This is a genomic window from Lentzea xinjiangensis (assembly GCF_900110955.1).
GTDB classification, from domain to species: Bacteria; Actinomycetota; Actinomycetes; order Mycobacteriales; family Pseudonocardiaceae; genus Lentzea; species Lentzea xinjiangensis.
Map to the genome: position 1 here is coordinate 130,737 of NZ_FOFR01000014.1, position 26,137 is coordinate 156,873.

19 protein-coding genes and 1 tRNA gene are annotated in these 26,137 nt (G+C 71.8%); 9 read left to right on the plus strand and 11 right to left on the minus strand.

Going from position 1 to position 26,137, the window contains the following annotated elements:
• Positions 1 to 53: 53 nt before the first annotated feature.
• Both BMW88_RS27095 and BMW88_RS27100 read right to left on the minus strand, forming a co-directional pair.
• Complete coding sequence (locus tag BMW88_RS27095) at positions 54 to 3,635, minus strand: DUF4132 domain-containing protein (RefSeq protein ID WP_143116257.1); 3,582 nt, start codon at positions 3,633 to 3,635, stop codon at positions 54 to 56.
• Positions 3,636 to 3,932: 297 nt separating this feature from the next.
• Positions 3,933 to 5,474: a glycoside hydrolase family 13 protein gene (locus tag BMW88_RS27100; protein ID WP_089955551.1), complete on the minus strand. Its 1,542-nt coding sequence runs from the start codon at positions 5,472 to 5,474 to the stop codon at positions 3,933 to 3,935.
• A 302-nt stretch (positions 5,475 to 5,776) separates the two neighbouring features.
• On the opposite strand from BMW88_RS27100, the gene BMW88_RS27105 reads away from it, so the two are divergent.
• Positions 5,777 to 5,849 (plus strand) — tRNA-Gln (locus tag BMW88_RS27105).
• A 289-nt stretch (positions 5,850 to 6,138) separates the two neighbouring features.
• Positions 6,139 to 6,942: a DUF1684 domain-containing protein gene (locus tag BMW88_RS27110; protein WP_089955745.1), complete on the plus strand. Its 804-nt coding sequence runs from the start codon at positions 6,139 to 6,141 to the stop codon at positions 6,940 to 6,942.
• Here the strand turns inward: BMW88_RS27110 and BMW88_RS27115 are convergent.
• Complete coding sequence (locus BMW88_RS27115) at positions 6,879 to 7,577, minus strand: aminoglycoside 3'-phosphotransferase (protein WP_177221365.1); 699 nt, start codon at positions 7,575 to 7,577, stop codon at positions 6,879 to 6,881. The genes BMW88_RS27110 and BMW88_RS27115 overlap by 64 nt on opposite strands.
• A 116-nt stretch (positions 7,578 to 7,693) precedes the next feature.
• Here BMW88_RS27115 and BMW88_RS27120 point away from each other — a divergent pair, with 116 nt between their 5' ends.
• On the plus strand, positions 7,694 to 8,038 hold the full coding sequence (locus BMW88_RS27120; RefSeq protein ID WP_089955558.1) for a peptidase inhibitor family I36 protein: 345 nt from the start codon (positions 7,694 to 7,696) through the stop codon (positions 8,036 to 8,038).
• On the opposite strand, the gene BMW88_RS42905 is transcribed toward BMW88_RS27120, so the two are convergent.
• Together BMW88_RS42905 and BMW88_RS27135 are read right to left on the minus strand one after the other, a co-directional pair.
• Positions 8,039 to 8,950, minus strand: a complete 912-nt coding sequence (locus tag BMW88_RS42905; RefSeq protein ID WP_218148230.1) for a hypothetical protein — start codon at positions 8,948 to 8,950, stop codon at positions 8,039 to 8,041.
• 495 nt (positions 8,951 to 9,445) lie between these two features.
• Positions 9,446 to 10,462 (minus strand): LacI family DNA-binding transcriptional regulator, encoded by a 1,017-nt coding sequence (locus tag BMW88_RS27135; protein ID WP_089955560.1) that lies wholly within the window; start codon positions 10,460 to 10,462, stop codon positions 9,446 to 9,448.
• A gap of 176 nt (positions 10,463 to 10,638) precedes the next feature.
• On the opposite strand from BMW88_RS27135, the gene BMW88_RS27140 reads away from it, so the two are divergent.
• From BMW88_RS27140 to BMW88_RS27150, 3 genes are all read left to right on the plus strand, one after another.
• The gene (locus tag BMW88_RS27140) at positions 10,639 to 13,356 is read left to right on the plus strand and encodes an AfsR/SARP family transcriptional regulator (protein ID WP_177221367.1); all 2,718 of its coding nucleotides are present in this window, start codon (positions 10,639 to 10,641) and stop codon (positions 13,354 to 13,356) included.
• A 230-nt stretch (positions 13,357 to 13,586) separates the two neighbouring features.
• A complete protein-coding gene (locus BMW88_RS27145; protein ID WP_245778078.1) occupies positions 13,587 to 13,982 on the plus strand; it encodes a YciI family protein in 396 nt (131 codons plus the stop codon).
• Entirely contained in the window at positions 13,979 to 15,220 is a 1,242-nt protein-coding gene (locus BMW88_RS27150) for an RNA polymerase sigma factor (protein ID WP_089955567.1), read from the plus strand. Before BMW88_RS27145 ends, BMW88_RS27150 begins: the two co-directional genes overlap by 4 nt.
• A gap of 252 nt (positions 15,221 to 15,472) precedes the next feature.
• Here the strand turns inward: BMW88_RS27150 and BMW88_RS27155 are convergent, their stop codons facing one another.
• Entirely contained in the window at positions 15,473 to 15,949 is a 477-nt protein-coding gene (locus tag BMW88_RS27155; protein WP_143116258.1) for a hypothetical protein, read from the minus strand.
• Positions 15,950 to 16,287: 338 nt separating this feature from the next.
• On the opposite strand from BMW88_RS27155, the gene BMW88_RS27160 reads away from it, so the two are divergent.
• Complete coding sequence (locus tag BMW88_RS27160; RefSeq protein ID WP_089955573.1) at positions 16,288 to 19,125, plus strand: AfsR/SARP family transcriptional regulator; 2,838 nt, start codon at positions 16,288 to 16,290, stop codon at positions 19,123 to 19,125.
• Between the two features lie 139 nt (positions 19,126 to 19,264).
• Here the strand turns inward: BMW88_RS27160 and BMW88_RS43515 are convergent, their stop codons facing one another.
• Both BMW88_RS43515 and BMW88_RS27170 read right to left on the minus strand, forming a co-directional pair.
• A complete protein-coding gene (locus BMW88_RS43515) occupies positions 19,265 to 20,749 on the minus strand; it encodes a sigma-70 family RNA polymerase sigma factor (protein WP_143116259.1) in 1,485 nt (494 codons plus the stop codon).
• 430 nt (positions 20,750 to 21,179) lie between these two features.
• The gene (locus tag BMW88_RS27170; protein WP_089955576.1) at positions 21,180 to 21,413 is read right to left on the minus strand and encodes a hypothetical protein; all 234 of its coding nucleotides are present in this window, start codon (positions 21,411 to 21,413) and stop codon (positions 21,180 to 21,182) included.
• Positions 21,414 to 21,603: 190 nt separating this feature from the next.
• On the opposite strand from BMW88_RS27170, the gene BMW88_RS27175 reads away from it, so the two are divergent.
• Together BMW88_RS27175 and BMW88_RS27180 are read left to right on the plus strand one after the other, a co-directional pair.
• Positions 21,604 to 22,869, plus strand: coding sequence for a glycosyltransferase 87 family protein (locus BMW88_RS27175; protein ID WP_089955578.1), 1,266 nt, complete (start codon positions 21,604 to 21,606; stop codon positions 22,867 to 22,869).
• Positions 22,870 to 22,881: 12 nt separating this feature from the next.
• Positions 22,882 to 24,117: a glycosyltransferase 87 family protein gene (locus BMW88_RS27180; RefSeq protein WP_089955581.1), complete on the plus strand. Its 1,236-nt coding sequence runs from the start codon at positions 22,882 to 22,884 to the stop codon at positions 24,115 to 24,117.
• On the opposite strand, the gene BMW88_RS27185 is transcribed toward BMW88_RS27180, so the two are convergent.
• The 3 genes from BMW88_RS27185 to BMW88_RS27195 form a co-directional block, all read right to left on the minus strand.
• A complete protein-coding gene (locus BMW88_RS27185; RefSeq protein WP_177221368.1) occupies positions 24,050 to 25,087 on the minus strand; it encodes a VanZ family protein in 1,038 nt (345 codons plus the stop codon). The genes BMW88_RS27180 and BMW88_RS27185 overlap by 68 nt on opposite strands.
• Before the next feature lie 201 nt (positions 25,088 to 25,288).
• Positions 25,289 to 25,615 (minus strand): hypothetical protein, encoded by a 327-nt coding sequence (locus tag BMW88_RS27190; protein ID WP_177221370.1) that lies wholly within the window; start codon positions 25,613 to 25,615, stop codon positions 25,289 to 25,291.
• A 60-nt stretch (positions 25,616 to 25,675) separates the two neighbouring features.
• Complete coding sequence (locus BMW88_RS27195; RefSeq protein WP_089955751.1) at positions 25,676 to 26,128, minus strand: alpha/beta fold hydrolase; 453 nt, start codon at positions 26,126 to 26,128, stop codon at positions 25,676 to 25,678.
• Positions 26,129 to 26,137: the final 9 nt, after the last annotated feature.

Here is a 26,137-nt window from a genome sequence, read left to right on the forward strand (position 1 = left end):
ACGTTACCCAGGGGGTCTGACAATTCCCGGCGGTCAGACCCCCTGGTGGCGGATCAAGCTTGCAGTGACTCCAGTTCGGACAGCAGCTCCGACACCGTGATCGGGTCGGCCGCGGGCATGGCGGGGGCGTTCTTCGGGGCGGACCAGTCGCCTTCGCCGTCGGCGGAGAACCACAGACCGGTGAACTTCACCTCCGGGAAGATGTCCACCGCGCCCACCGCGATGCCGGGGTCGAGGGAGGCGACCAGGGCGCCGCCGCCGGGGAACGGGCGGGTGATCCAGCACTCGACGCCCGCGTCCTGGGGCTGGCCGCGGACCCAGCCCTTGTTCGTGAGGCCGAGGACCTTGCCGACCGGGTACGGCACCTCGTCGTACTTCGCGAGCCGGGCCAGGAGGTCCTCGCCCGGCGGCACGACGTGCAGCGGACGGCTCAGCTGCGGGAACGGCTGGAGGATCTCGTAGTCGGCGAAGACCTCGCCCCACGCCTCCAACGAGTCCCGCAGGTCCACCGGGTGCGCCACGCGGACGGTGGCGTCCTCGGGCAGCGAGAACTCGTCGTCGTTCTCGTCGGCGAGGGTGCGGTCTTCCGCCAAGCGGAAGGAGAGGCCCTCGTTGGTGATCCACACCAGGCGGCGCACGATGTGCCACAGCAGCGGGTGGCCGGCCAGGACCGCGTGGAACTCCTCGGCCGTCCACGTGCGCTGGCTGACCATCGCCCGTTCCAGGCGGTGGATCTGGTCGCCCGCCACGGTGCGGACGTCCTTCTTCAGCGCCATGAACCTCTTGTGCTCCAACGGAGCCTGGTCCTGGTCGTCCTTCGCACCGGGCTTCGGCAGGTCCTTGCGGCGCTTGCCGTCCTGGTCGAGGACGAACGGCTTGAGCTGCTCGTCGAATCCCACCGTGAACCGCCGGGGACCGTAGTCGATCACCAGGGAGGCTTCGTCGTCGAGGCCGAGGCGCGGCACCAGGCGGTCCGCGAGCTGGTCGCGGGACAGGCCCAGCTCGGCGGCGATCTGGGAGACCTTCTCCTGCGCGCGGGTCTTGAGCGCCTTGAACTTCACCTTCTCGGCGATGCCGTTGAGGTGCGACAGGGCGACCTCGGTGCCGATGTCGGCGAGCACGTCGAGGCCGGCGACCGCCCTGGTGTGCTGGCTCTCGCCCGGCCAGGTGCGGATCAGCGGGGACAGGCGGCGCACCGTCTCGTCGTCGCCGAACCAGCCGAGCGCGGTGAACGCCCAGCCCTCCTTCGACGGCGCGCCCACCTCCTGCCAGCGTTGGAAAACGGCCCACGCGAACTCCGCGAGCGAGTCGCGGTCCAGTGCCTCGCGCACCACGGGCAGGCCCGCGTAGACGTCGCCCGGCTTGGACAGGGCGGCCATCATGAGCAGGTGGCTCGCCGCCTCGGCGGGCAGCGCGTGCCCGCGGTCGCGCAGCAGGACCTGGGGCAGCAGCCGCGGCTCGGCCCACTCGCCGAGAACGGGAAGCCTGGTCGGCAGGACGTCGACGGGATCGACGGCGAGGAAGGCCCGCAGCGCGTCGGCCGCCTCGGGACCGGGCGCCAGCGCCACCACGTCGACACCCATGCCGTGCAGGTGGCGGATCGCGGTCTCGGCGTTGCGGCGTCCGGCGCCGGGCTTGCCCAGCGCGGCGGGAACGAGCAGCCGGGCGGCGGTCTCGCGATGCCGGGCGAGCCACGCCAGCGCGACCTTGCGCACCTGCTTGAGCCGCACCAGCCAGTCCGCCATCAGCGCGGCGACCTCGGGCGTGGCGAACGGCAGCACGACGACGGCGACGTTCACGTTCGACTCGACGAGCCGCAGCAGCGGCGGCAGGGCGTCGAAGCCGAAGCGCGCGGCCAGCAGCTTGCCGGTGGCCTCGGCGTTCCAGTGCAGGCGGGGCTCCCAGTCCGCCAGGAGGTGCCGGACCTCGTCCACGGGCGCCAGGGCGAACAGGTCGCGAACGCGGTACCCGACGCGGCCCTGGTGGAACTGCTCCAGCAGCTCTTGCCAGGTGTAGCGGCTGTTCCCGAGGCCGGCCTTCAGCCACTCCTCCCGCTCGCCGGGCTCCCACGTGATCGAGGACGACGGCAGCGGGAGATCCGGCACCACCACCGCCTTGAGCGGTGGCTTCCGGTTGACCCACGGCGGTGAGACCAGCAGCGGCGGCAACGCCTCCGGCGGGGCGGCCGGCACCCGCTCGTCCTCGATCGCGGTGAACCCCGCGGGCGCCTCCAGGTGCGGGTGCTTGGTCAGGTGCACGGTCAAGAGCTGACGCACCTCGTCGTCGCCCGCTGCGCGTTCGCCGAGCAGCCGGGCGGCCCGCGCCGGGAACGCCGCCATCGCCTCCAGCAGCGCCGGACGCACGTACTTCGCGTCGAGCCGGTCCAGCAAGATGGTGAACGCCTCGTCGGTCGGCAGCATCGCGAGGACCTTCAGCGCCTGCTTGCGCCCGTCGGCCCGTTGGTACGAGTGGTCGAGGTCTTGAGCGAGCAACGGCGCGATGGCCGGACCCAGCACGTGGATGGCGGTGTGCATGATGAACGCGGCGTTGGTCGGCCTGGCACGCGCGCGCTCGAACTCCTCGAACCTGGTGGCGCTGCAGGCGAGCAGCCACCACCGGGTGTGGCCCTGCTGCAACCGGCACGCCTCGGCGAACCAGTCGGCCCGCCCTGGCATGAGGTACACCCGCGCGAACTTCGCGGCGTCCTCGGTGAGCCGGTCGAGCGCGGCCTCCGCGGCGGCGTGCTCGGCGTCGTCCGCGATGGCCAGCGCGTAGCGGACCGCCGTGAGCATCCGGCCTTCGTCGCCGTCGGGGGTGACGTGCAGGTAGCCGCCGCGGGACCGGAGGCGCTCCTTGCCGTACGAATGCTGCTGCCGAAGCCATTCCCTGGTGGAGACCAGGCCGACGAACGCCATCGTCGCCTCGGCGGCGAACACCACGCCGTGGTCGGCGATCCAGGCGTGCACGGACTGCGGCCCGGTCTTGGCGATGGCCGCGATCGCTGCTGCCCCGACGGGGTTCGGACGTCCGGCTCGGTGTTCGCGCGCCGCCTGCACGAGGTCGGGTTCGGAGGTCGGCTCCGACAGCACCAGTTCGATGGTGGCGGCGTGCTCGTCCACCCGACGGCGGGCTTCGTCCGCCAGCTCGGGGTCGACGGAGAAGACCGGCGCCGGGTCGAAGCCGCGCCGCCGGATCACGTCGCGCAGCCAGACCTTGGGCATCACCCAGGTGTCCTCGTCGACGGGGGCGGGCCGGCCGGCGGGAGAGGTCGTGGTGGCCCGGTCGGCGACCGGCGCGGCACCGGCCCGGTCGGTGGTGGGCGTGGCGGTCTGAGTGGCCGACGCCGGAGCGGGTCGGCCGGTGGCGGGCCGGCCGGCGGTGGGATCGACTGCGGAACCGGCGGCGGGATCGGCTGCGGGGGCGGCGGACGCGCCCACCTCTCGGTAGCCCTTCTTCTCCTTCTCCGCCACCAGCTTGGCCACGTGCGCCTGCGCTGCCTCGGCGGAGGCGAGCTCCTTGGTCTGGGTCTGGCCGCTGGTCTGCAGCCGTCCGAAGCGGACGGTCACCGCGGTGCCGTCCCGGTCGATCTCCCAGAACTTCGCCGAGCCGCCGGAGACGAGCTCCCACCTGCGCACTGCCGTACCCCCTGCTGTCCGATCCGGAGTTGTCGAGGGGGACCGTACCCAGCCGGTCCGACAGTTTTCGTCGATCACGCGAAGTCGCAGCTCAGACCGGCATCCGGGGCGTCTGCGGGCGCGACGGGCGCCACCTGGGGGCGACCCGCCCGGTCGTCCGAACCGGACGGTCGGCGGGCACCGGAACCGCCCGGCCGCCGCCCGCAGCGCGAGGCCCCCTGGATGCGGTCCGGGCTGATGGGCCCGGGCCGGACCCAGGGGGCCGGGAGGGTGTCGTCGCTCAGGCGGACGCGGTGGTCAGAGCTTCCACCAGAGCGCGGTGTCCGGCGGCAGGAGCAACTGGCCGTCGCGCACGCCGTAGTACGACGAGGCCAGCAGGACCGAGCCGGGGTCGGGCAGCTCCACGACGGAACCGGACAGGTTCACCGCGCAGGCGACTCCGTCGCGCTCGAACCACAGGACGTCGGCCGGGCCGTCGACCCAGGTGAGCCCGGCGCCCACGGCCGGGTGCTCGCGGCGGACGCGCAAGGCGTTGCGGTAGAACGACAACATCGAGTCCTGGTCGCCGGCCTGCGTCTCCACGCTGAGCTTCGCCCAGTCCGCCGGCTGCGGCAGCCACGAGCCGCCGGTGCCGAAACCGAGCGAGGGGCCGGTCGCGGTCCACGGCAACGGCACGCGGCACCCGTCGCGGCCGCGTTCGGTGTGCCCGGACCGCTCCCACATCGGGTCCTGCAGCACCTCGTCCGGCAGGTCCAGCACCTCCGGCAGCCCGAGTTCCTCGCCCTGGTACAGGTACACGGATCCCGGCAACGCCAGCATCAACGCCAGCGCAGCGCGCGCACGCCGCACGCCGGTCTCGCCACCGCCGTACCGCGTCACATGCCGTTGCACGTCATGGTTCGACAGCACCCACGTGGTAGGCGCGCCCACCGGTGCGACAGCCGCCAGCGACGAGTCGATCACCGACCGCAGCGCCTCGAAGTTCCACTCCGCGGTCAGGTAGTGGAAGTTGAACGCCTGGTGCATCTCGTCGGGACGCAGGTACATCGCCGTCCGCTCGGCGGAGGGCGTCCACGCCTCGGCCACGAGCACCCGCTCGCCGGGGTAGGAGTCGACGACGGCACGCCACTCGCGGTGGATCTCGTGCACGCCGTCCTGGTCGAAGAACGGCAACGGCTCGGTGCCCAGCAGCTTGAGCTGGTCCGCGTGCCCGATGTCCGGCAGCCCCGGCGCCTTGACCATCCCGTGCGCCACGTCCACCCGGAAGCCGTCGACGCCGAGGTCCAGCCAGAACCGCAGCACGTCGCGGAACTCCGCGCGCACCTCCGGCAGCTCCCAGTTCAGGTCCGGCTGCTCCGGTGCGAACAGGTGCAGGTACCAGGACCCGTCGGCGACCCGCGTCCACGCCGGCCCGCCGAAGACCGACTCCCAGTCGTTCGGCGGCTCATCGCCCACGCCCTCGCGGAAGATGTAGCGCTCGCGGCCGCGCCCGGCCAGCGCCTCCTGGAACCACGCGTGCTGGTCGGAGCTGTGGTTCGGCACGATGTCGACGATCACCCTGATGCCGGCCGCGTGCGCGTCCGCCACCAGCTCGCGCACGTCGTCGAGCTCGCCGAACTGCGGGTCGACCGCGCGGTAGTCCGCCACGTCGTAGCCGCCGTCGGCCATCGGCGAGGCGTAGAACGGCGTGATCCAGACCGCGTCGACGCCCAGGTCGCGGAGGTGGGGCAGGCGCGAGCGGATGCCGGGGAGGTCGCCGACGCCGTCGCCGTTCGAGTCGGCGAAGCTGCGCACGTAGACCTGGTAGATGACGGCGTGCCGCCACCAGTCCTGGGACATGTTCATGCCTTCCGATGTGGTGTGTCAGCGGTCCAGGAAAGACGTTGCAAAAGTTTTCCGCAAGTCGGCTTGATGTTTACTGGCCGCGAAAGGCCTGATCTGCAAACTTTTGCAGCCCTGGATAATGCGTTGCGGCACCTGCGTGTCATCCGTCAGAGTGGATCTCGACGAACCGGAGGAGGGAGCAAACCGTGAGGCAACAGCACATGTGTCAGCAGCACGAGTGGTGCTCCCCGGTCCTGGCCTGACCCACGCCTCCGGGGAGCCGTCCCGTCGCCGTCGCGACGAGGCGGCTTTTTTGATGCCCGTTGGTCCAATCGGCACGGACGCCGCGCTCTGGACGCGGAGATCGAGGTTCGAGTCCTCGACGGGCAGCTGTGACCGAAGCCGAAGCAGTCGAGGCGCCAGGTCGTGGTCCTGGTCGAAGCCGGTGCGAGTCCGGTCGGTCACCCCAGTCGGTCACCACAGTCGCGCGGGACCCGGTGGTCACCTGGGCCTCATGAACCCGGGGTGCCTGGTTCGACACCAGGACGCGCGATGCCCGACCCACGTCACGACGGTCGTGGAACGCTCTGCAACAGCGTTGGCGCTGGGTTCGACTCCCAGGTGGGTCTCAAGGGGTGGAACGGGGAAGCCGGTCCCCGCCGAGGTCGTTGGCATGGTCATGAGCGGCTTCGCGGAGGACTGGCAGACCTGGAAGACGGAGCGGGAGAAGTCCCTGGCTGACCCGTACGGGTGGCTGGCACTGGTCTCACTCGATTGGCTGGAGACCGCCCCACGCGCCTATGACGGACTACCGGGCGTGTGGTGGCAAGACGACCAAGCGGCGTACTGGGAGAACGAGGGGGACCGGCAGCGGTTCGAACTCGTGCAGAGCGGTCCCGGTGCGCGGGTGAAGTCGGGGGACGTCGAGATCGAGGTCGCCCGCCGTGGCGGGTACCTGATCCGGGTGCACGACCCGAAGGCGGAGGTGCTCCGCAACTTCCGGGGTGTGCCGGCCTACGAACCCCAGGAGTCGTGGGTGCTCGAAGGCGTCTACGAACCGTTTGACGCACCCGTCCCCACGACCGTTGGTGCGGTCGTGGAAGGGCTTAGCCATGTCTACGAGGCACCGGGCCGTGTGCGGTTCCAGCACGACGGCGAAGAACACACGCTGACGGCGTTCAACGGGCACAACGGCGGACTGAGCATCCTGTTCACCGACGAGACCAGCGGTGTCACCACGTACGCGGCGAACCGGTCGCTGGCGGCGACTCCGCGGGACGGCGTGGTCGTGCTCGACTTCAACCGGGCGACGAACCTGCCGTGCGCCTTCACCGACTTCGCCACCTGCCCGCTCCCGCCCGCCGGGAACCACCTGCCGTTCGAGGTGCCGGCGGGGGAGAAGACGCCGTACGAACGGGGTCAGAAGAACTCGTCGAGCAGCCGGTACCACTCCAGCGCCGGCGGGTCGGGGGTGAGGCCGTAGGCGCGGTCGAACGCGGCCGCGGCTTCCCCGCCCAGTTCCCTGTGCGCCAGTGCGATGTCCCGGTGCCGGTCGGACACGCCCAGCCGGGACACGTCGATCAGCACGGTCGAACCGTCCGGGCGCAGCAGCACGTTCGGTGGGCAGAAGTCCCCGTGCGCCACCACGAGGTCCTCGTCGCGGGGAGCCGTGGCGATCAGGCGCGCGAGCAGCTCCCCGGGAGTGGCGCCGAGGTTGTCGTCGTCGAAGTCCTCCGGGTCCACCAGCCCGGCCTCGACGTTGCGCCGTGCGTGGTCCAGCAGAGCTGGAACCCGTGCGTCGTAAGGGCATGAGTCCACCGGCAGCGAGTGCAACGACCGCAGCACCGTGCCCATGACCGTCGCCGCGAGCACGGGATCGACCGACGCGAGCGAGGGTGCCCCGACGTCGGCGAGAACCAGCCAGCCGTCCGTGAACGCCCGGATCCGAGGTACCTCGAAGTGCTCGCCCAGCCAGCGCAACCGGTCGTGCTCGTCCGCGCCGCTCCGCTTCACCCAGCAGGATCCCGCCCGCCAGACCTCGCCGGACAGGCCTTCGTGGTCGTGGGACCACACGACGTCCGAGCCGACCGCACGCACCACGTCCTCAGGTAGCTCCACGTGCTCATCCTCGGCGGAAGGTGCCGCGCCGCCAAGTGAATTCCGGTACCGCCAGTCCTTGACGCGGTGGCGGGAGGAGCGGAAAGGTGCTGGCAAGGGGAAACTGGGGAGGAATCATGAAGAAGATCGCCGTTGTGCTGTGCGCTCTGGCGGGGTTCGCCGTCACGCCCGCCGCTCACGCCGCGCCGCCGGACTGCACCTTCACCGACGCGTTCTGCGCATGGGACCAGATCGACTACGAGGGCGCGAGGTTCAACGTCGCGCCGATCGGGGCCTCGGCGTGCGTCGACCTGGTCGAGCACGGCTGGGGCAACCGCATTCGCTCCGCCTACAACAACAGCACCAAGACCGCGTCGCTGTTCGCCAGTGACGACTGCACCGGCCGGCCTTACCCGATCGACGGCAAGACCGGCCAGCCGAACATCACGTTCCAGGCCGGAAGCGTGTTCGTCCAACGCTAGTCATTCGCAGGCGACGCCGTCCTTGTCGTGGTCCAGCCGGTAGATGTCGCTGCCGATGACGCGGATCGGGCCCGCCACGTACGCGGGCCCGTCCCCGCTGCCGCCGGCGCAGTCGACGTCCGACGCGACCGGCACGCAGCCGCTGTAGTTCGAGTCGCACGCGGGCTTCGGCTCGGGGGCGGGCACCGGCTGGGGGTTGGGCTTCGGCTGAGGTTGCGGCTGGGGCTGGGGTTGTGGCTGGGGCTGGGGTTGCGGCTTCGGCTGAGCCACCGCCGGGGGCGTGGTGGTGGTCGTCGTCGTAGTGGTCGTTGTCGTGGTGGAGGTCGTGGTCGACGTCGTCGTGCTCGCCGGCGACGAAACCGTTGTCGTGGTGGTGGGCGCGGCCGTGGTCGACAGCGCCGACGCCGCCTTGTCCACGCCGGCGGGGTCGCTCATCACCGCTGCCACGACGACGACCACCACGAAGAACGCGAAGAGGCTCGCCGCCGCGATCGCGATCGGCGGCACCCACGAACGGGAGCCCGCCACCGGAACCACGGCGCCACGCGGCACCTGTCGCGGCATTCGCAGCACGACCTGCAACAGCCCGTTGGTGCCGCGCCGGACTTCCGCCGAGCACCCGGTCGCCCCGCCGCCGGACTCGACGTGCATCAGCACGGGCGCGTACCGCTGCGCCATCAGGAAGGTCAGCTCGCCGACGCGCTGCCCGTCGAGCCGCACCTCGACGCCTCGCTGACCGCGGTACTTGCCCGCGGCGATCGTGCACCACGTCAGGTGCACGGCGACGTGCCGCGTGACGCCGTCCGGCACGGCGTACCGGGCGAGCACCTCCTGGTGGTGCTCCTCGCCGGTCACGGTCACCGCCACCTCGCCGGGCACCATCACCAGACCGGCGGCCGAGTTCTCGATCACTGTGGCAACTCCCTCGGGACGGGGTTCGTACGCAGACCATCGAGGACTCGCGCCGGGCGTTACCGAGAGTGCCGTCAAGTTGTACCGATCGGGTGAAAAGGGGCCAGATCCGTCACAAAGCGTCAACTGCCGCCGATGGAGTTCCTTCGGGCGTCCCAACTGAGACGCGATCTGTGGCGAGAGCGCTACCACGCTACGTTCGCCGGGCGTGCACCAACTTCACCCGAGGAGAGAAGCATGGCGCTGGACACGCCGTGGCGGGCGTAGGGAGAACCGGCCGACGGATTCCCGCGAGCACGGGGCGGGGCGAGATTCGGGTGGTCTGGTCGTGTCGCAACCGGGCCACGTGGCCGGGGATGAGCGGTCGAAGACCCTGACGGTCTTCGGCCAGGACGTCGTCGGAGGTCCGGAGGCCGGGTCCGGCCGACGCCGGGCCCGGCCCTCCCGCCTCCGGCGCACCTCGCCAGGCCACCGGTCGCCGCGCACGAGGCCCGGTCAGGCGCTCGCCCGCCTGATCAACGTCGTCGGCAGCAGCAACGACGGTGGCAGCCCGTCCTCACCCGCCAGCTCGGCGAGCAGCCGCCACGTCATCGTGCGGCCGAGTTCCTCGACGTCCTGCCGGATCGTCGTGAGCGGTGGTGTCGCGGTCGCGGCGAACACCGAGTCGTCGAACCCGACCACGGCGACGTCCTCCGGCACGCGCTTGCCCCGCGCGTGGAGCACCTGCAACGCGCCCAGGGCCATGATGTCCGCCGCGACGAACACCGCGTCGAGGTCGGGTGCCTTGCGCAGCAACCGTTCCATGGCCCGCGCCCCGCTCTCGGGCGTGAAGTCGCCGTGCGCGACCAGGCCGGTGGCGATCTTGGCCTCGCTCAGCCCGCGCCGGAACCCGCTCAGCCGGTCCGCGCCGACGGCCATGTCCTTCGGGCCGGCCACGGTGCCGATCCTCTTGCGCCCCAACGAGGCCAGGTGCCGTGCGGCCTCCAGCGCGCCGCTGAAGTTGTCCGCGTCCACGAACGGGACCGTCTTGCCGAGCGGGCGCCCGCCGGAGACCACGGGCAGGCCGATCTCGGCGAGCATCGGCACCAGCGGGTCCTCGCCGTGCAGGCTGACCAGCAACGCCCCGTCGACGTGCCCGCTGCTCAGGTAGGTGACGAGGTCCTCGGTGTCCGACGGCTGGCTCATCATCAGCAGGAGCTGCGTGTGCCGCCCGGCCAGTTCGGAGTGGACCCCGCGCAGCACCCCGGCGAAGAACGGGTCGGACAGCACCCGGCCGGTCGGCTCCGAGACGACGAGGGCGATCGCGTTGGCGCGGTTGCCGGCGAGCGCCCGCGCGGCCTGGTTGGGGGAGTAGCCCAGCTCGGCGATCGCGGCGTGCACGGCTTCGCGGGCCTTGGCGCTGACGTACTGCTCGTCGTTGATCACGCGCGAGACGGTCGACTTGGACACACCCGCGACCCGCGCGACTTCTTCGATCCGCGGGCCGGGACGTCGTTTCGCCGTCTCGGTCATGCGGTCATCCTAGGCTGCTTGGCCCGTCCATGATCTGCACACCCGCACCGGGTGCCGGCTCCGGTCCGTCACGGTTCCCCCTCCTCACAGCGGTGCGGGGGAAGTGTCGGAGATCGGCTGCACAAATTCCGCACAGGCGCCCCGAGTTCTGGCACCATGCGCTGCGAGGAGGGTCAGTGCGGTATCGGCTTCTTGGTCCGCTGCAGATCTCGCGCGGGGGCGTGGAACTGCGGCCGGGCGGGCCCCGGCAACGGGCGCTGCTGGCGGCGTTGGCGTTGCACGCCAACGAGACGGTCAGCTTCGAACACCTGAGCGAGGCGGTGTGGGAATCCCCGCCCGCGGCACCGGAGTCCAACATCCGCACCTACGTGGCCGCCTTGCGCAAGCTCGTGCCGGACGACGTCGTCACCGTGCCGGGCGGCTACCGGTTGGCGGTACCGGCCGACGAGGTCGACGTCGCGGTCTTCGAGCGGCTGTGCGCGGCCGGGGACGAGGCGGTCAAACGGGGCGACCACCGCGGCGCGGTGGGCAGGTACCAGGAGGCGCTCGCCCTGTGGCGCGGCCCCGCGCTCGACGGCCTCGCGGTCGGGGCGCGGCTCGAGGCCGAGCTGACGCTGCTGCAGGAACGCAGGCTCACGGTCGCCGAGCAGCACGCGCGCCTGGCGATCGAGCTGGGGCAGGGCGAGCGGCTCATCGCCGAGCTGCGCCGGCTGACGAAGCAGTTCCCGCTGCGCGAACAGCTCTGGCTGCAGCTCATGAACGCGTTGCACCGGGCCAACCGCCCCGCCGAGGCGTTGCAGACGTTCGAGGAGGTGCGGGTGCTGCTGGCCGAGGAGCTCGGCACCGATCCCGGCTCCGACCTGCGCGAGCTGCACGAACGGCTGTTGCGGGGCGACGAGCCGCGGCTCGCGCTCAACACGCTGCCCCGTGACGTCGCGGACTTCACCGGGCGCGCGGCCGAGATGGACCGGCTGATCGAGGCCGTCACCGGGCGGTCGGCGGTCGTGATCTCCGCGATCGACGGCATGCCGGGAGTCGGCAAGACGACGCTGGCCGTCCACTTGGCGCACCGGTTGGAGTATCCGGACGGTCAGCTTTTCATCGACCTGCACGCGCACACGGCGGGCCGTGCGCCCGTTGAACCGACAGACGCGCTGGACGTGTTGCTGCGCGCGCTCGGTCTGGAGGACATCCCGGTCGGCTTGGACGAACGGGCGGCGCTGTGGCGGGCCGAGCTGTCGCGCCGGCGGTTGCTGGTCGTGCTCGACAACGCGGCGAGCGCCGACCAGGTGCGGCCGCTGCTGCCGGGCGTGCCGGGCTCGCTGGTGCTCGTGACGTCGCGCGCGCGGCTGGTCGAGCTGGAAGGCACGTCCACGCTCACGCTGGACGTGCTCTCCGAGGCGGAGGCGCTGCAGCTCTTCGCGACGATCGTCGGCGACGAGCGCGGGCTGGCCGAGGAGGCCCGCGAGGTCGTCGAGCTGTGCGGCAGGCTGCCGCTGGCCGTGCGGCTGGCCGCCGGCCGGTTGCGCAGCCGTCCGACGTGGACCACCGCCCACCTCGCGACCCGGCTGCGCGAGGGGCGATTATCCGAACTGGACGCGGTGTTCGCGTTGTCGTTCGGCCAGCTCCCTGCCGGGCACCGGCGGCTCTTCGCCCTGCTGGGCCTGCACCACGGCACGGACTTCGACGTCGACCAGGCGGCCGCGCTGGGTGGGCTCGACCTGCTGGTCTGCGACGGGGTCCTCGAGGACCTGGTCGACGTCCACCTGCTCGAGGCGACCACGCTCGGCCGCTACCGGATGCACGACCTGCTGCGGCAGTACGCGCGATCCAAGGTGGACGCGCCGCGTGAGCCGCTGACCCGGCTGCTCGACCACTTCCTCGACACCGCGAACCAGGCGACGAGGCTGATGTCGCCCGCGGCCCGCCGCTACGAGGTCGACATCACCTACCGGCCGGCGTCGCGGCTGGTGCTGCGCGACTACGACCACGCGGTGGAGTGGCTGGAGACCGAACGGCAAACGCTCGTCGCCGCCGTGGCGTTGTCACTCGACGGTGGTTGGCGCACGCACACCTGGCAGCTCGCACGCGCGTTGACGTTCTTCTGCATGGTGCGCGGCCACACGCGTGACTGGGCCACGATCAACGAACTGGCGCTGGAGGCCGCCGCCGACAACCCCGCCGCGCTCGCCATCACCACGAAGAACTACGCGATGGTGTTCTGGCAGACCGCGCAGTACGCGAAGGCGATCCACCACAACGAACGCGCGATCGAGATGCTCCGCGACCAGGGCGACCTCCAGGGCGTCGCGGGCACGCTGAACAACCTCTCCCTGGTGTACCGGAGCATGGGCCGCCACGCCGAGGCCGCCGACCTGCTGGAACAGGCGATCACGGTGGCCCGCGAACTCGGCGACCGCCACCTCGAGTCGCAGGCGATGAGCAACGTCAGCAACATCTACAGCGCGCTCGGCCGCTACGACGAGGCGCTGCGGGCCTGCACGTCCGCCCTGGCGCTGATGCGCGAGCTGGGCAGCCGCCGCGACGAGGCCGACACCCGGAGCGCGCTGGGCATGATCCTGCACGCCATGGGCAGGCACGAGGAGGCGCTGGCGGCGTTGAGGTCGGCGCTGGCGGCGGTCCGCGCCATCGGTGACGTCACGACGGAAACGGTGGTGCTGAACTACCTGGGCGAGGTGCTCACCGCGGCCGGCCGCCCGGCGGAGGCGGTGGTGCTGCTGCGGGAGGCCCTGGAGCTGGCCGAACGCATCGACGACCGCCGCGAGGCCGCGAACGCGCACAAGCACCTGGCTCGCGCGGTGGCGGACCCGGCGGAGGCGGAGCGGCACCGCAGGGAGGCCGAGGAGCGGTTCGCGGCTTTGGGTGCCGGCTGATCGGGCCTGGCGTTCCGTTCCCAACCTCGGCCAGGCCGCACTGCACCCCGAAGGCGCGCTGAGCTCACAGCCGTCGTCGCGCCTTCGCGGTGGGCGGGGACCGACGGGCAGAACCTTCGTCGTTTCAGAGGATTTCCTCCGACGGGATGTAGACACGGCGTGCCCGGCTCCGACGTCTCACGCGAGGATGTGGCCGACCGGCTGCGTCCACGACGAAGACCAAGGGGCCGATGGTGAAGTACGTGATCATGATCCACTCCAACCCGCAGCCGTGGGGGCACCCGACCTCCGACTACCTCCCCGACTACCAGGTCATGCCGGACGAACAGCGGGAACGGCTGAACGCCGATTTCGAGGCCATGCTCGCGGACCTGCGGGAGAAGGGCGAGCTGCTGGGCGGCGAGGCGCTGGGAGCGCCCGAGTCGTCACGGCTCTACCGCTGGAGCGACGGCAAGCCTCTGGTTACCGACGGCCCGTACTCGGAGGCCAAGGAGCACCTGGCCGGGTTCTTCCTCGTCGACGTGGACAGCCAGGAGCGCGCGGAGGAGATCGCGGCACGGTTCGCCGGTCCGGGCGAGACCGTCGAGCTGCGTCCTGCGATGTGGCCAGGGGGTTCCGACCAGTGACCGCACAGGTGGTCGAGGACGTGTGGCGGCAGGAGTCCGCGCACGTCCTCGCCGCCCTGCTGCACCGGTACGGCGACCTGGGCGACTGCGAGGACGCGGCGCAGGAGGCAGCCGAGGCGGCGGCGCGGCAGTGGGACCGGGACGGCGTGCCCGACAATCCCCGCGGTTGGCTCATCAGGGTCGCGTCCCGGCGAGTGATCGACCGGATGCGAACCGACGACGCGCGGACAGCGCGGGAGAACGCTCTCAGCGCCGCACTTCCCTCCGACGCCCACCTCTCCCAGGCCGCCGGCCGGTCACCCCACGACGAAGCCGACGACACCCTGCGGTTGTCGCTGCTGTGCTGTCACCCGAGCCTGAGCCGGTCCTCGCAGGTCGCGTTGACGTTGCACGCCGTCGGCGGGCTGAGCACGGCGCAGATCGCCGCCGCGTACCTGGTTCCCGAGCGCACGATGACGCAACGCCTCACCAGGGCGCGCTCCACGTTGCGGGCGGCAGGTGCGGTGTTCACGCTCCCGGCCCGCGCCGACCTGCCCGCGCGCATCGCCGCCGTGCTCGACGTTTGCCACCTGATGTTCACCGAAGGACACACGCGTTCCACCGGTGACGCACTGGTCGACTCGCCGCTGGCCGAGGAAGCCATCCGCCTCACCCGGCAACTGCACTCGGTCGTACCCGACCACGACGAGGTCGCCGGCGCACTGGCGTTGATGCTCCTGACGCATGCCCGCGCGGCTGCCCGGACCGAGGACGGAAACCTCGTGCCGCTCGCGGAGCAGAACCGGTCCCGGTGGGACCACCGGCGGATCGCCGAAGGCGTGCGGATCCTGGAACGGGTGCTGCCGCGCGGGCACGTCGGCAGGTTCCAGTTGCAGGCCGCGATCGCCGCCGTCCACGCGGAGGCCGAGAGCTGGGAAGGAACCGACTGGCGGCAGATCACCCTGCTCTACGCCATGCTGGCGCGGGTGGCACCGAGCCCGGCCGTGACGCTCAACCAGGCGGTCGCGGTCGGGATGGCGTTCGGCCCCGAGGACGGCTTGGCCCTCCTCGGTCCGTTGCTCGACGATCCCGTGACGAGGCGGCACCACCGCACTCACGCTGTACGCGCGCACCTGATGGAAATGACCGGCGACCTGCCCGGTGCGCTCGACAGCTACCGCCAGGCAGCCCGTCTCACGGCGAGCCAACCCGAGCAGCGCTACCTCAACGCCCGGATTGGCCGTCTCGTCGCGACGTGAGGCCGGACGCCCACGAGGCTCCGGCGCCGACGAAGCGCTCGACCGCGCCCTGCTCACATGACACACCCTGCCGCGGTCACCTCGACGTTCGAGGTGACCGCGGCAGTAGGACACGACCAGCCGGGCCATGATCCAACTAGGGCCACTCCGCCGTCGGACGTCGACGGCACGTCACGCCTGTGGTAACTGACGTCGATTCGTGCCCACGGGCCAGCCACGTGCTCCGCGATCGTCTCCCGGTCAAGGCTCGTATCACGGGTAGTAGACGATGCCCTCGGCGTGGACGTACGGCCCGCCGGTCCCGCGGGTCGGGTTGGCTTCGAACTGGTAGTCCCCGCCACTGGTGTGCCAGATCAGATCGTCGGCGCCGTCACAGCCGTTGGCCGTCTTCGTGCCCAGGCTGTACCAGTAGACCCCGTTCCAGCGCCAGAGCGTGAAGTTCATCCTGCTGCACGGGCTGCCCGTGCTGAGGTCGTAGACCTTGTTGACCTTGATGTTGGTGTACCCCACCCCCGTCGAGGTCCACTGGCGCGAGTACTTGGAGAATGACGCCTCGACCCACCAGTCGAACCGGCCGGCCAGGATCCCGACCTCGTCCCCGGTCGTCCGCTCGGTCTTGCCGACGCCGGCCGGCCCGTCGTGGTGTGCGCCAGCGCCCGCGGACGGCACCGCGAGCGCGGTCGTCGCCGAACTCGCCATCCCCAGAACAGCCACTGCCGTCGTGATCATGGCGATCAGGACACGTTGTGCTGTTGGCACGATCCCTCCCTGGATGTGCGTTGCGTTCAGGTCGCGAAGGATTTCGCTTCCGTGGTTCCGACTGTCGGCCGCCTCTCGTGCGAAATGCTTGCTTTTTCCTGCTTCGGGCAGCTCAGGCCGGTGTGCGCGGTGCCTGGGAAGCAGGATTTGCCGTTGATCTCACGTGTCTGCTCTCCGTGGCCGGCGGCTGAACCGGGTGGCTGCGCTCCGGCTCGGCCGAGAGCGCGGCCGATTGTGTGAACCGCCTGTCAGTCGCCCACGCCACGCAGACCAGGCCGCTATTCATGGACGGGGGAGAGGAGGCGGCCATGGGGGTGGACGTCGGTCTGCTCGGCGAGGTGACCGCACAGGTCGATGGGCGGACGGTGGATCTCGGGCCTGCCAAGCGGCGGTGCGTGCTGGCGGCGCTGGCTGCCGATGCGGGCCGGGTGGTGCCGGCGGATCGGCTGGTGGAGCAGGTGTGGGGCCCGGACAGGCCGCGGCGTGCGCGGGCAGCGTTGCACAGCCACATCTCGCGGCTGCGACGAACACTGCTCGGGGCGGCTGGCGTGGGAATCGTCCTGCGCTCCGGCGGCTACCTCTTGACGGTGGACCATGCTGATCATCCGGTGGATCTGCACCGGTTCCGGGATCTGCGCACCCGTGCCCGCGACGCCGACGACCGGCAGGCAGTGGAGCTGTTGACCGAGGCGGTGGCGTTGTGGCGTGGGGAACCGTTGACCGGCTTGACCGGACAGTGGGCGGAGGCCGAGCGTGACCGGCTGCGGCAGGAACTGCTGGCGACCGAGCACGACCTGATCGACGCCCGGCTGCGGGTCGGCCAGGGCGAGGAGCTGGTCGTGGAACTCGCGGCGCGTGCTGCGCGGTATCCGTTGGACGAGCGGGTGGCTGGGCAGTACCTGCTCGCCTTGCACCGGGCCGGGCGGTCCGCGGATGCCTTGGAGTACTACCGGCAGTTGCGGGACCGGCTGGTCGAGGAACTCGGTGCCGACCCCGGCGCCCCGCTGCAGGAGCTGCACCAGCGGATCCTGGCCGCGGACTCGGCGCTGTCCACCCGGCCCGGCGGCGGCGTGACCGCGCCGGTGGTGGTGCCCCGGCAACTACCCGCCGCACCATCGCACTTCACCGGCAGGGAAACCGATCTCGCCGCGCTGACCGCCGCTTTGGAGCAGGCGGGGCGGGACCGGACAGTGGTGATCTCGGCGATCGGCGGTGCGGGCGGGATCGGCAAGACCTGGCTGGCCCTGACGTGGGCGCACCAGCACGCCGAGCGGTTCCCCGACGGGCGGCTGTTCGTGGACCTGCACGGGTTCAGCCCCACGCAAGAACCGATGCCCCCCGAGGTGGCGATCCGCGGGTTCCTCGACGCCCTGGGAGTCGATCCCGGCCGGATCCCGACCGATCTGCACGCACAGGCCGCGCTGTACCGGAGCCTGGTCGCGGACCGGCGGATGGTGGTGGTGCTGGACAACGCCGTCACCGCTGAGCAGGTCGTTCCACTGCTGCCCGGCAGCCCGGCCTGCACCGTGCTGATCACCAGCCGCTCCCGGCTCGCCTCGCTGATCGACCGGCACGGCGCCCGGCACCTGCGACTCGACGTGCTCACCCGTGAGGAGGCGCGCGCTCTGCTCGCCGCACGCATCGGCGCCGGCAACGTCGCCGCCGAACCTGAAGCCGTGGACGAGCTGGTCGAGTCGTGCGGGGGCTATCCGCTGGCGCTGTCGATCACTGCCCGCCACGCTGCCACCCGTCCCGGTCTTCCTCTGGCCGAGGTCGCCGCCGAGCTGCGTGAGCTGGGGTTGGAGATGCTCGACCACGACACCGACCCCGCCGCCAGCCTGCCCGCCGTCCTGTCCTGGTCCCTGCGCCGGCTCACCGACGAACACCGCACCGTGTTCGCGCTGCTGGGCATCGCCCCCGGCCCCGACACCACCCTGCCCGCCGTGGCAGCCCTCACCGGCCTGCCCCCGGCCCGCGCCCGCAAAGCGCTGTCGGCGTTGGAGGACGCGTCCCTGGTCGAACGGCGGCCGGGCGGCCGGTACGGGATGCACGACCTGGTCCGCGCCTACGCCACCACCATCGCTCGCCAGCTACCCCACGAGGTGCGGGACACGGCCCTGGTGCGAGTGATGGACTTCCACCTGCACACCGTCCACGCCGCCGACCACCTCCTGAACCCCCACCGCACGCACCCGCAACCCGGCCCGCCCGCACCCGGCGTCCACCCGCACCCGCTACCCGACGCCGCAGCCGCGACAGCGTGGCTGGAAGCCGAGCACGCCACCCTGCTGGCCACCCAGCGAACCGCCGCCGCCCTGGGCCGCCACCACGTCGTCTGGCACCTCGCCCGGGCACTGGACACCTTCCACTACCGGCGGGGGCACCTGCGCGACACGCTCGCCATGTGGCGGGCCGCACTGGACGCCGCCACCCACCTGCCCAACCCGGCCACCCGCAGTCGCACCCACCGGCACTTCGGTCACACCTGCGCCCGGCTCGGCCTGCACGCGGAGGCCACCGAGCACCTCGACCAGGCCCTCTCCCTGGCCATGCGCCACCACGACCCCACCGAACAGGCACACACCCACCGGGCGCTCGCTTACGCCTGGGAAGAACGGGGGGACGACCGGCGGGCCCTGGATCACGCCCGACACGCCCTCGACCTCTACCGCGCTCTCGGCCAGCCGGTGCGGGAAGCCGACGCGCTCAACGCGGTGGGCTGGTGCGCGGCGCGCCTGGGCGACTTCGACAACGCCCGCGCCTCCTGCGTCGCCGCCCTCACCCTGTACCGCCGCCACCACCATCCCGCGGGTGAGGCGACCACCCTGGACAGCCTCGGGTTCATCGCCCACCGCACCGGTGACCACCAGCAGGCCATCGACCACTACCACCAGGCCCTGACCCTGTTCCGCACCCTCGGCGACGCCTACCAGGCCGCGGACTCCCTCGACAACGTCGGTCACCCCCACACGGCCCTCGGCCAACACGAGCAGGCACGCCACGTGTGGCGGGAGGCGCTGGAGCTGTACCGGGAACAAGGCCGCCATGACGACGCCGAGCGGGTCCAGCGACAACTCGACGACCTCGGTCCGGCACAGGAGTCGAGCAGACCTTCCGACGCGGGCGACAACACGCAGAACGCGTGAAGCTCAGTACGCCGCGGGCAAATCACAAGCACGCCACTGACAGGCCCGCGTCACGGAGGGGCGTTGGCATCTACCCGAGGAAGTGCCACGGGAACCGAAACCCATCATCATTCCGAAGTGGACACCGGGTGCGCCGCGGCTACGAGATCGTGACGGGAATGCTCACCCGGACCGGCCCGGCGACCCCGCTGATGACGCCGTCCCCGGCCTTGGGGCCCGCCTGCAGCCGGGCCCGGAAGGTGATCGTCTGCCCCGGCGCGAGCGTCTGCCCGCCCTCGCACGTGACGGTGTCCTTGCCGGCCGGGCAGCCGACCACCCCGGCGGACGTCTGGCCCGGCCCGACTGTCTTGATCTTGTCCGGCATCGTCAACGTCAACGTTGGCACCGTGGTGGGCGCCGTGCCGTCGTTGGTGATGCTGATGTTCATCTCGTTGGGCGGGCCGTCGGTGGTCATGGCGATGCTGCCGGGGGCCGACCCCGACAGCTGGGCCGATCCCGCCGGGACGAACGTCGTGGTCGTGGTGGCCGTCGTGCCGGTGGTCCCGGCCGAGCCGGTGCCCGGCGCCGAGGGGTCGGCGGCCGGGCCCGCGGAGCTGCCCGTGGGCCCGCTGCCGGCGTTCTGGGTGGAGCCGGGCTGACCGGGGCTCTGCGGGGCCGCGGCCGTGGTGCCGGAGGTGACGTCCGGCGCGGCGCCGGGGGTGGTGGCGCCGGGACCGTCCGAGCTCACGACACCGGAGGCGGCGACGACCACGACGGCGGCGGCCGAGGCGGCGACGCCCAGCCACGACGTCGCGGTGATGCCCACCGCCGCTCCCTTGGTCGCGGTCGCGGCGGCGGCGAGGTAGCCGGCGGTGCCCGTGCCGAGCACGATGGGCGCGACCAGGCCGCGCAGCGCGCCGTTGACGTCGGCCAGCTCGTTGGCGAGCTTGCGGCACTCGGCGCAGTCGTCCATGTGCGCGTCGAGCTGGACCGCCTCCCGGCCCTTGAGGCCGCCGCGCGTCCACGAGCCGAGCTTGGTCACCGTGGCGCGGCAGCGATCCGCGGGTTCGCGGGCCACGTGCGCCTGCAGGAACGCCTTGCGCAGGCCCTCGCGGGCGCGGAACGCCATCGCCGAGACGCCGTTCGGGGTGAGGCCCAGCAGCGGCGCGATCTCGCCGGGGGACTGGCCCTCGATCGCGGTGTGCCACAGCACGGTCTGCCAGCGCTCCGGCAGCGCGGCGAACGCCGTGGCGGCCAGCGACTGGTCGAGGTCCTCCACCGCCTTGTCGCGGAACGGCACGCTGGTCGCCTTCGTGGCGCCGGGGACCTCCTCGACGTTGCCCGCCAGTTCGAGCCGCTTCTCCTTGCGGGTCCTGTCGTAGGCCGCGTGCCGCACCGCCGTGAGCAGGTAGGGCCGGAACGCCGCGCCGGGGCCGCCGCCGGAGCGCAACGCGGCCAAGACCTTGGCGAACGCGTCCGACACGAGGTCGTCGGCGTCCGCGGAGGAGGAGGACAGCTGCAACGCCAGGATGGTGGCTGATCGCACGTGGCGCTCGTAGAGCGTGCCGTAGGCCTCGACCTTGCCGTCGCGCACGGCGTCGATCAGATCCGCGTCCGACGGCGGTCGTCCACGCTGCCCGATCAAGAATGCCGCCTAACGTCATGCCTTGGAGTGATACGCGGACCCTATCGAGATCACTCAACGCGAACAATCCACGCATCCGAACCTGATGTAATAAAGACGTTGAGGGGGCCCGAATCTTGACCAACACTGGGCCTATCGGCCCTGGTGTGCACCTACGTCACGTGCCTGGCCGTCCGGCGGGGCCGGCGCGCGGGTGTCCGGAATCCGGACGAATCACGGCGGCGGACGAACCCCGAAGTCCACATAGGACTTGCCGCGACCGCTACGACCGCACCGCCGCCGCCAGCTCTCCCGCCGTGGCCCGCACCGCGGGAGTGTCGTACCGGGCGCACTCCGCCAGCGCGCCCCGCAGCGCACGGCCTGCGCGAGGTCTCCCGCGCCTCGCCGGACCGTCCCGCGTCCATCAGGACCAGCCCCCGGTTCTCGCCGATCAGGTAGCCGACGCGGCCGAACAGCTCGACGGACCGGCGGCCGAGCCGCAGTACCAGGTCCACGCCTCGGTCAGGGTGTCGCGGACCGGGACCGCCGCGGCCTGTTCGTGCACCGCCAGCGCCTCGTGCAGCGCGTAGAGCGACCACGACAGGTAGTTCCGCTGCTCGGCCGTGCTCCTGGCGTCGCCCAGCCGTCGTGCGGCGGCGGCATCGGCACCGAGGACTCGCGCCACAGCTCGCCCGCGCCAGCGCGAGAACGTGCTCGCCCTACGTGTGGCTGGCCGTCCTGGCGCTGGACTGGTGCGCGGTGGACGTGCTCAGGACCGCTCCGCGCCTCGGAACCACCCCGCTCCGATCCGCGGCGGCACCGGTGGCGGACCGCTCGTCGGGTCCGCCCGAGCGGCTCGGGTACCTTCGCTGGTCATGCCGGATGATCTTCCGTCGCGCCCGCCGGCCGACCGCCTCGTCCCCGGCCGGACCACGAGCACCCGACGGACGGCCGCGGTGGCCGAGCAGCGGCTGCTGAGGTTCGCGCCGCTGGTGCTGTGCCTGTCGGTCGCCGTCCACGCCTGGGTCCTGGGCGACCCGGCGGACTGGGGGATGATCGACCTCAAGGTGTACTGGAGCCTCGCCCCGAACGTCCTCGCCGACCGGCTCTACGCGATCACCATGCCGTTCACGGCCGACTTCCCGCTGCCGTTCACCTACCCGCCGTTCGCGGCGGCGGTGTTCCTGCCGCTGTCGGCGTTGCCGTGGGTCGTCGCGCGCGTGTTCTGGCAGGTGCTGTCGCTGGTCTGCCTGTGGTGGCTGGTGCGGACGGCGTTGGTGCTGCTGGCCGCCAGGGCCGGCCGGCCCTTCGACGGCACCTGGTCGCGCCGGGCGCTGCTGTGGACCGCGCTGTTCCTGTGGTGCGAGCCGGTGCGCAAGACCCTCGACTTCGGGCAGATCAACCTCGTCCTGGTCGCCGGGGTGTTCGCGGCGGTGGTGGCGGCCCGGCAGCCGATGGCGGGCCTCGGCGTCGGGGTGGGCGTCGGGATGAAGCTCACGCCGGGGATCTCGGTGCTGTACTTCCTCGCGACGCGCAGGTTCGCCGCGGCGGCGTGGTCGGTCGTGGGCTTCGCCGCCACCGTGGCGCTGGGCTTCCTCGTGTCGGCGCCGGACTCGTGGCGGTACTGGTTCGAGCTGCTCGGCGCGGCCGACCGCGTGGGGCCGGTGGGGTCGGTGATCAACCAGTCGCTGCGCGGCGCGTTGTCCCGCTCGCTCGGCCACGACGTCGGGATGTCGTGGCCGTGGCTCCTCGCGGTGGCGGTCTCCGCCGCGCTGACGTGGTTCGCCCTGCGCGCCGCGGTCAGGGCCGGCGACACGGTGGCCGCGGTGGTCGTGGTGCAGCTCTTCGGGCTGTTGGTGTCCCCGATCTCCTGGAGCCACCACTGGCTGTGGGTGATCCCGCTGGTGCTGTGGCTGGTCCACCCGCTGCGCGGCCCGGCGCTCGCCGCGGTGTGGGCGCTCGCGGTCGGTTCGGACCTGATCACCTTCCTGATCGACCTGCAGCCGTCGATCTGGGAGATCCCGAGGCCGTGGCCGCTCGCCGTGCTCGGCTGGGTGTACCCGGCGCTCGCACTGGTCACCCTGGCGCTGACGCCGAGGCTGCTGCGCGCCGAAGACCGCACCGCGCTCCACAAGACGTAGGGGCAGACCACATTGCACACGCTGGAACGGCGGCTGCTGGCCGTCGCACCGTGGCTGCTGGCGATCTCGGTGCTGGTGCGCGCGTGGGTCGTCGTCACCGGTTTCGGCAACGACTCGATCGACCTGCGCGTCTACTGGTCGCTGACCCCGCACCTGCTCGGCGGCGACCTGTACGAGGTGTACTCCCCGCACTCGCCGCCGGACTTCCCGCTGCCGTTCACCTACCCGCCGTTCGGGGCGCTGGTCTTCCTGCCCATGACGTGGCTGCCCTGGGGCGTGGCCCAGTGGACCTTCCGCGTGCTGTCGGTGCTGTGCCTGTACTGGGTGGTGCGCGTGGCGCTGCGGCTGGTCGCGGGCGAGGCCTGGACGACCTGCGCGCGGCCGTGGCGGCAACGGGCGGTGCTGTGGACCGCGGTGCTGCTCTGGATGATGCCGGTCTTCCACACGCTGGAGTTCGGCCAGATCAACCTGGTGCTGGCGGGCGTCGTGCTGGCGGCGATGGCCGCGCGGGACGATCGCGTGGCGGGGGCGGGCGTCGGCCTCGCGTCCGGGGTGAAGCTCGTCCCGGCGATCTCCGGCCTCTACCTCCTCGCCACCCGCAGGTTCGCCGCGGCGGCCTGGTCGGTGGCCGCGTTCCTGGTCAGCGTCGGCCTGGGCTTCCTGGTGAACGTCGAGCAGGCGCGACAGTACTGGTTCCTGCTGTTCGCCGACCCGGGCCGGGTCGGCCCGGTCGCGACCGCGCACAACCAGTCGCTGCGCGGGGCGTTGTCCCGCTCCTTCGGCCACGACGTCGGGATGTCGTGGCCGTGGCTCGTCACGGCGGCCGTCGCGGTAGTGATCGCCGCATTCGCGCTGAGAGCAGCGGTGCGCGCGGGCGATGCGTTGATGGGCGTGCTGTCGGTGCAGTTCCTCGGGCTGTTGCTGTCCCCGATCTCGTGGGACCACCACTGGGTGTGGGTCGCGCCGTTGCTGATCTGGTCCGTGCACAGGAAAATCGCGACCTGGGCACGTGCGACGCTGCTGGCGCTGTGGTGCCCTGTCATGTGTTTGGACGTGATCGCGTTCCAGTTGCACCGCCAGCCGACGATCTGGACGGTCAGCCGTCCCGGCTGGCTTTCGCTGATCGGGTGGGCCTATCCGGCGTTCGCACTCGTCACGCTGGTCGTGGTGGCGGTCGCGCTCAAGGCCTCGGCGCCGCGTGCGGGCGCTCGACCGGAGTGGGCGTTCGCACGTCGCCGTTCTCCTTGAGCAGCACGCGGGTTCCGGCGGCCTGGTCGTGCCAGCCGCGCTGGTCCCGCCGGAAGACCGGCACGACGAACGTCCCGACGACGACCAGCGTGATGACGGCGAGGTCCAGCGCGGCGTTGTCGATCAGCGGTGACACCACGACCGCGTAGGCCATGAGCCCGGTGACGCCGAGCAGCTCGCGCACCGCGAGCCGCAGCGGGTTCGCGGCAGAGCCGTCGTCGCGGCGAACCCGGTACCGCAGCAACCACCCGCCGGCCGTCGTCCCGCGGGCCACCGCGGGCACCACGACGCGCGCCACCGCGAGCGCCCCGAGCGCCCACCGCAGGTCGGCCGGCAGCACCAGCTTCGCGACCACGGCCACCAGCATCAGGTCGAAGACCAGCCCGAGCAGCCGCCGGGGCACGGTCGCGGTCCCGGTGGGCGCGGTCGCGTCGGTCGAGTCCGGCAGCCTCGGCACCACGAGCGCGACCGGTGCGATCATCCACCCCAGCAGGGACCCGGCGGTGTTCGAGATCAGGTCGTCCACGTCGGAGATCCGGTACGGGCAGGGGTAGTAGCCGAAGTTGCCGGTGTACTGGACGACCTCCACCGCCAGCGAGACGCCGAGGCCGATGGCGACGACGGCGAGAGGTCCCTTGCCGTAGGCCTTGCGCAGAACCACACCCAGCGGAACGAACAACGCGACGTTGAACATCTGCTGCAGGAACGCCGACGACGTCACCATCGCCGTGATGCCGGACTGCCCGCTGGCCGCCATGTTGTTGCGCATGTCGGTGACCCACTGGAACGGCACGGTGGAGAGCATCTGCTCGCCCTGGCACAACCGCGAGGCGTCAGCGGGGAACGGCAGGAAGATCAGTGCCAAGGCGACCAGACCGTAGGCCAGCAGGCCGTACAGCACGAACGCCCGGCGCGGCTCCACCCGCCCGAAACGCCAGTAGTGCAACAACACCAGGGGAAGGAGCGCCAACGCTCCCACGCCCACGAAAGCCAGGAATCCCGTTCGAGCGGTTTCCCAGTACGACGCCACCATTGCTCACCGCTCCGACCTCGTGTCCGCGCACTGAACGGTCCTATGCCCAAGGCGGCGTTTTCCCAAACCAAGATCGGCGAAGATGCGGCGGACGGCCGCAGAGCGTGCGACCGGCCGCCGCATCCGTCCACAAAGGACTCAACTGGACTCGGGAAGCGTCAGCGCCGAGTCCTCCGGCCGGGTCGTCGCCGGGGTGGTCGTGAGGTCGCGCAGGGCGGCGTTGCGCGCGGCCAGCGCCTCGGCGGTGCCGGGGAACAGCGCCGCGTCGCCCTCGTCGACCAGGCCCTGGTTCGCCTCGACGAACGGCCGGAGCCCGCGCTCGTACGCCTCGAACGCGGCCGGGTGGCCGGAGGCCGTGCCCAGGTGGCCCGCCAGCACGTAGGCGCCGACCAGGGCGAGGCTCGACCCCTGCCCGGTCGGGAACGACGCGGCGTGGTCAACGCCCCGGTGCGGCTGGCCGCTCATCACGAGGCGCCGCGGTGCGCCGAGGCCGACGTCCGCGGCTGACCGGTGGTCGTCGCCGGGCTACCGGGTGCCGGGCAGCACCGTGAACCTCGACGCCGGGATCGCGGCGGCGAAGGCCTTGCCGTACTCCGGATCGACGACGCGGTCGCTCTCTCCCCACACGACGTGGACGGGGACGCGCACGTCACCGGGTCGTGCCAGGAGAGCGCGCGGATCTGCGCGGGGGAGAGGCCCCTCACGTCGGCCGGGGGCGACCTCGACGCCGATCCCGTCCACGATCACGACCTCGCCGACCCGCGGGCTGGCCAGCAGGGCGAGCTCGGCGGCCACCCAGCCGCCGAAGGAGTTGCCGACCACGGTGATGCCGGTGAGGCCGAGCCGGTCGAGCAGGGCGGCGTAGGCGAGGGCCAGGTCCGCGACGCCGGTGAGCCCCGCCGGTTTCGGTGTGCCACCGAAGCCGGGGTGCGTGGGCAGCAGCACCCGCGCGTGAGCGCGTTCGGCGAAACCGGCCATGGTCGCCAC

Excerpts from the sequence above, each read along its gene's own strand:
- BMW88_RS27155 (WP_143116258.1), bottom strand. The coding sequence starts at position 15,949 with ATGATCACGACGGCAGTGGCTGTTCTGGGGATGGCGAGTTCGGCGACG.
- BMW88_RS27100 (WP_089955551.1), bottom strand. The coding sequence starts at position 5,474 with ATGTCCCAGGACTGGTGGCGGCACGCCGTCATCTACCAGGTCTACGTG.
- BMW88_RS27135 (WP_089955560.1), bottom strand. The coding sequence starts at position 10,462 with ATGACCGAGACGGCGAAACGACGTCCCGGCCCGCGGATCGAAGAAGTC.
- BMW88_RS27110 (WP_089955745.1), top strand. The coding sequence starts at position 6,139 with ATGAGCGGCTTCGCGGAGGACTGGCAGACCTGGAAGACGGAGCGGGAG.
- BMW88_RS27145 (WP_245778078.1), top strand. The coding sequence starts at position 13,587 with ATGGTGAAGTACGTGATCATGATCCACTCCAACCCGCAGCCGTGGGGG.
- BMW88_RS27175 (WP_089955578.1), top strand. The coding sequence starts at position 21,604 with ATGCCGGATGATCTTCCGTCGCGCCCGCCGGCCGACCGCCTCGTCCCC.
- BMW88_RS27195 (WP_089955751.1), bottom strand. The coding sequence starts at position 26,128 with ATGGCCGGTTTCGCCGAACGCGCTCACGCGCGGGTGCTGCTGCCCACG.
- BMW88_RS27160 (WP_089955573.1), top strand. The coding sequence starts at position 16,288 with ATGGGGGTGGACGTCGGTCTGCTCGGCGAGGTGACCGCACAGGTCGAT.
- BMW88_RS27120 (WP_089955558.1), top strand. The coding sequence starts at position 7,694 with ATGAAGAAGATCGCCGTTGTGCTGTGCGCTCTGGCGGGGTTCGCCGTC.
- BMW88_RS27190 (WP_177221370.1), bottom strand. The coding sequence starts at position 25,615 with ATGAGCGGCCAGCCGCACCGGGGCGTTGACCACGCCGCGTCGTTCCCG.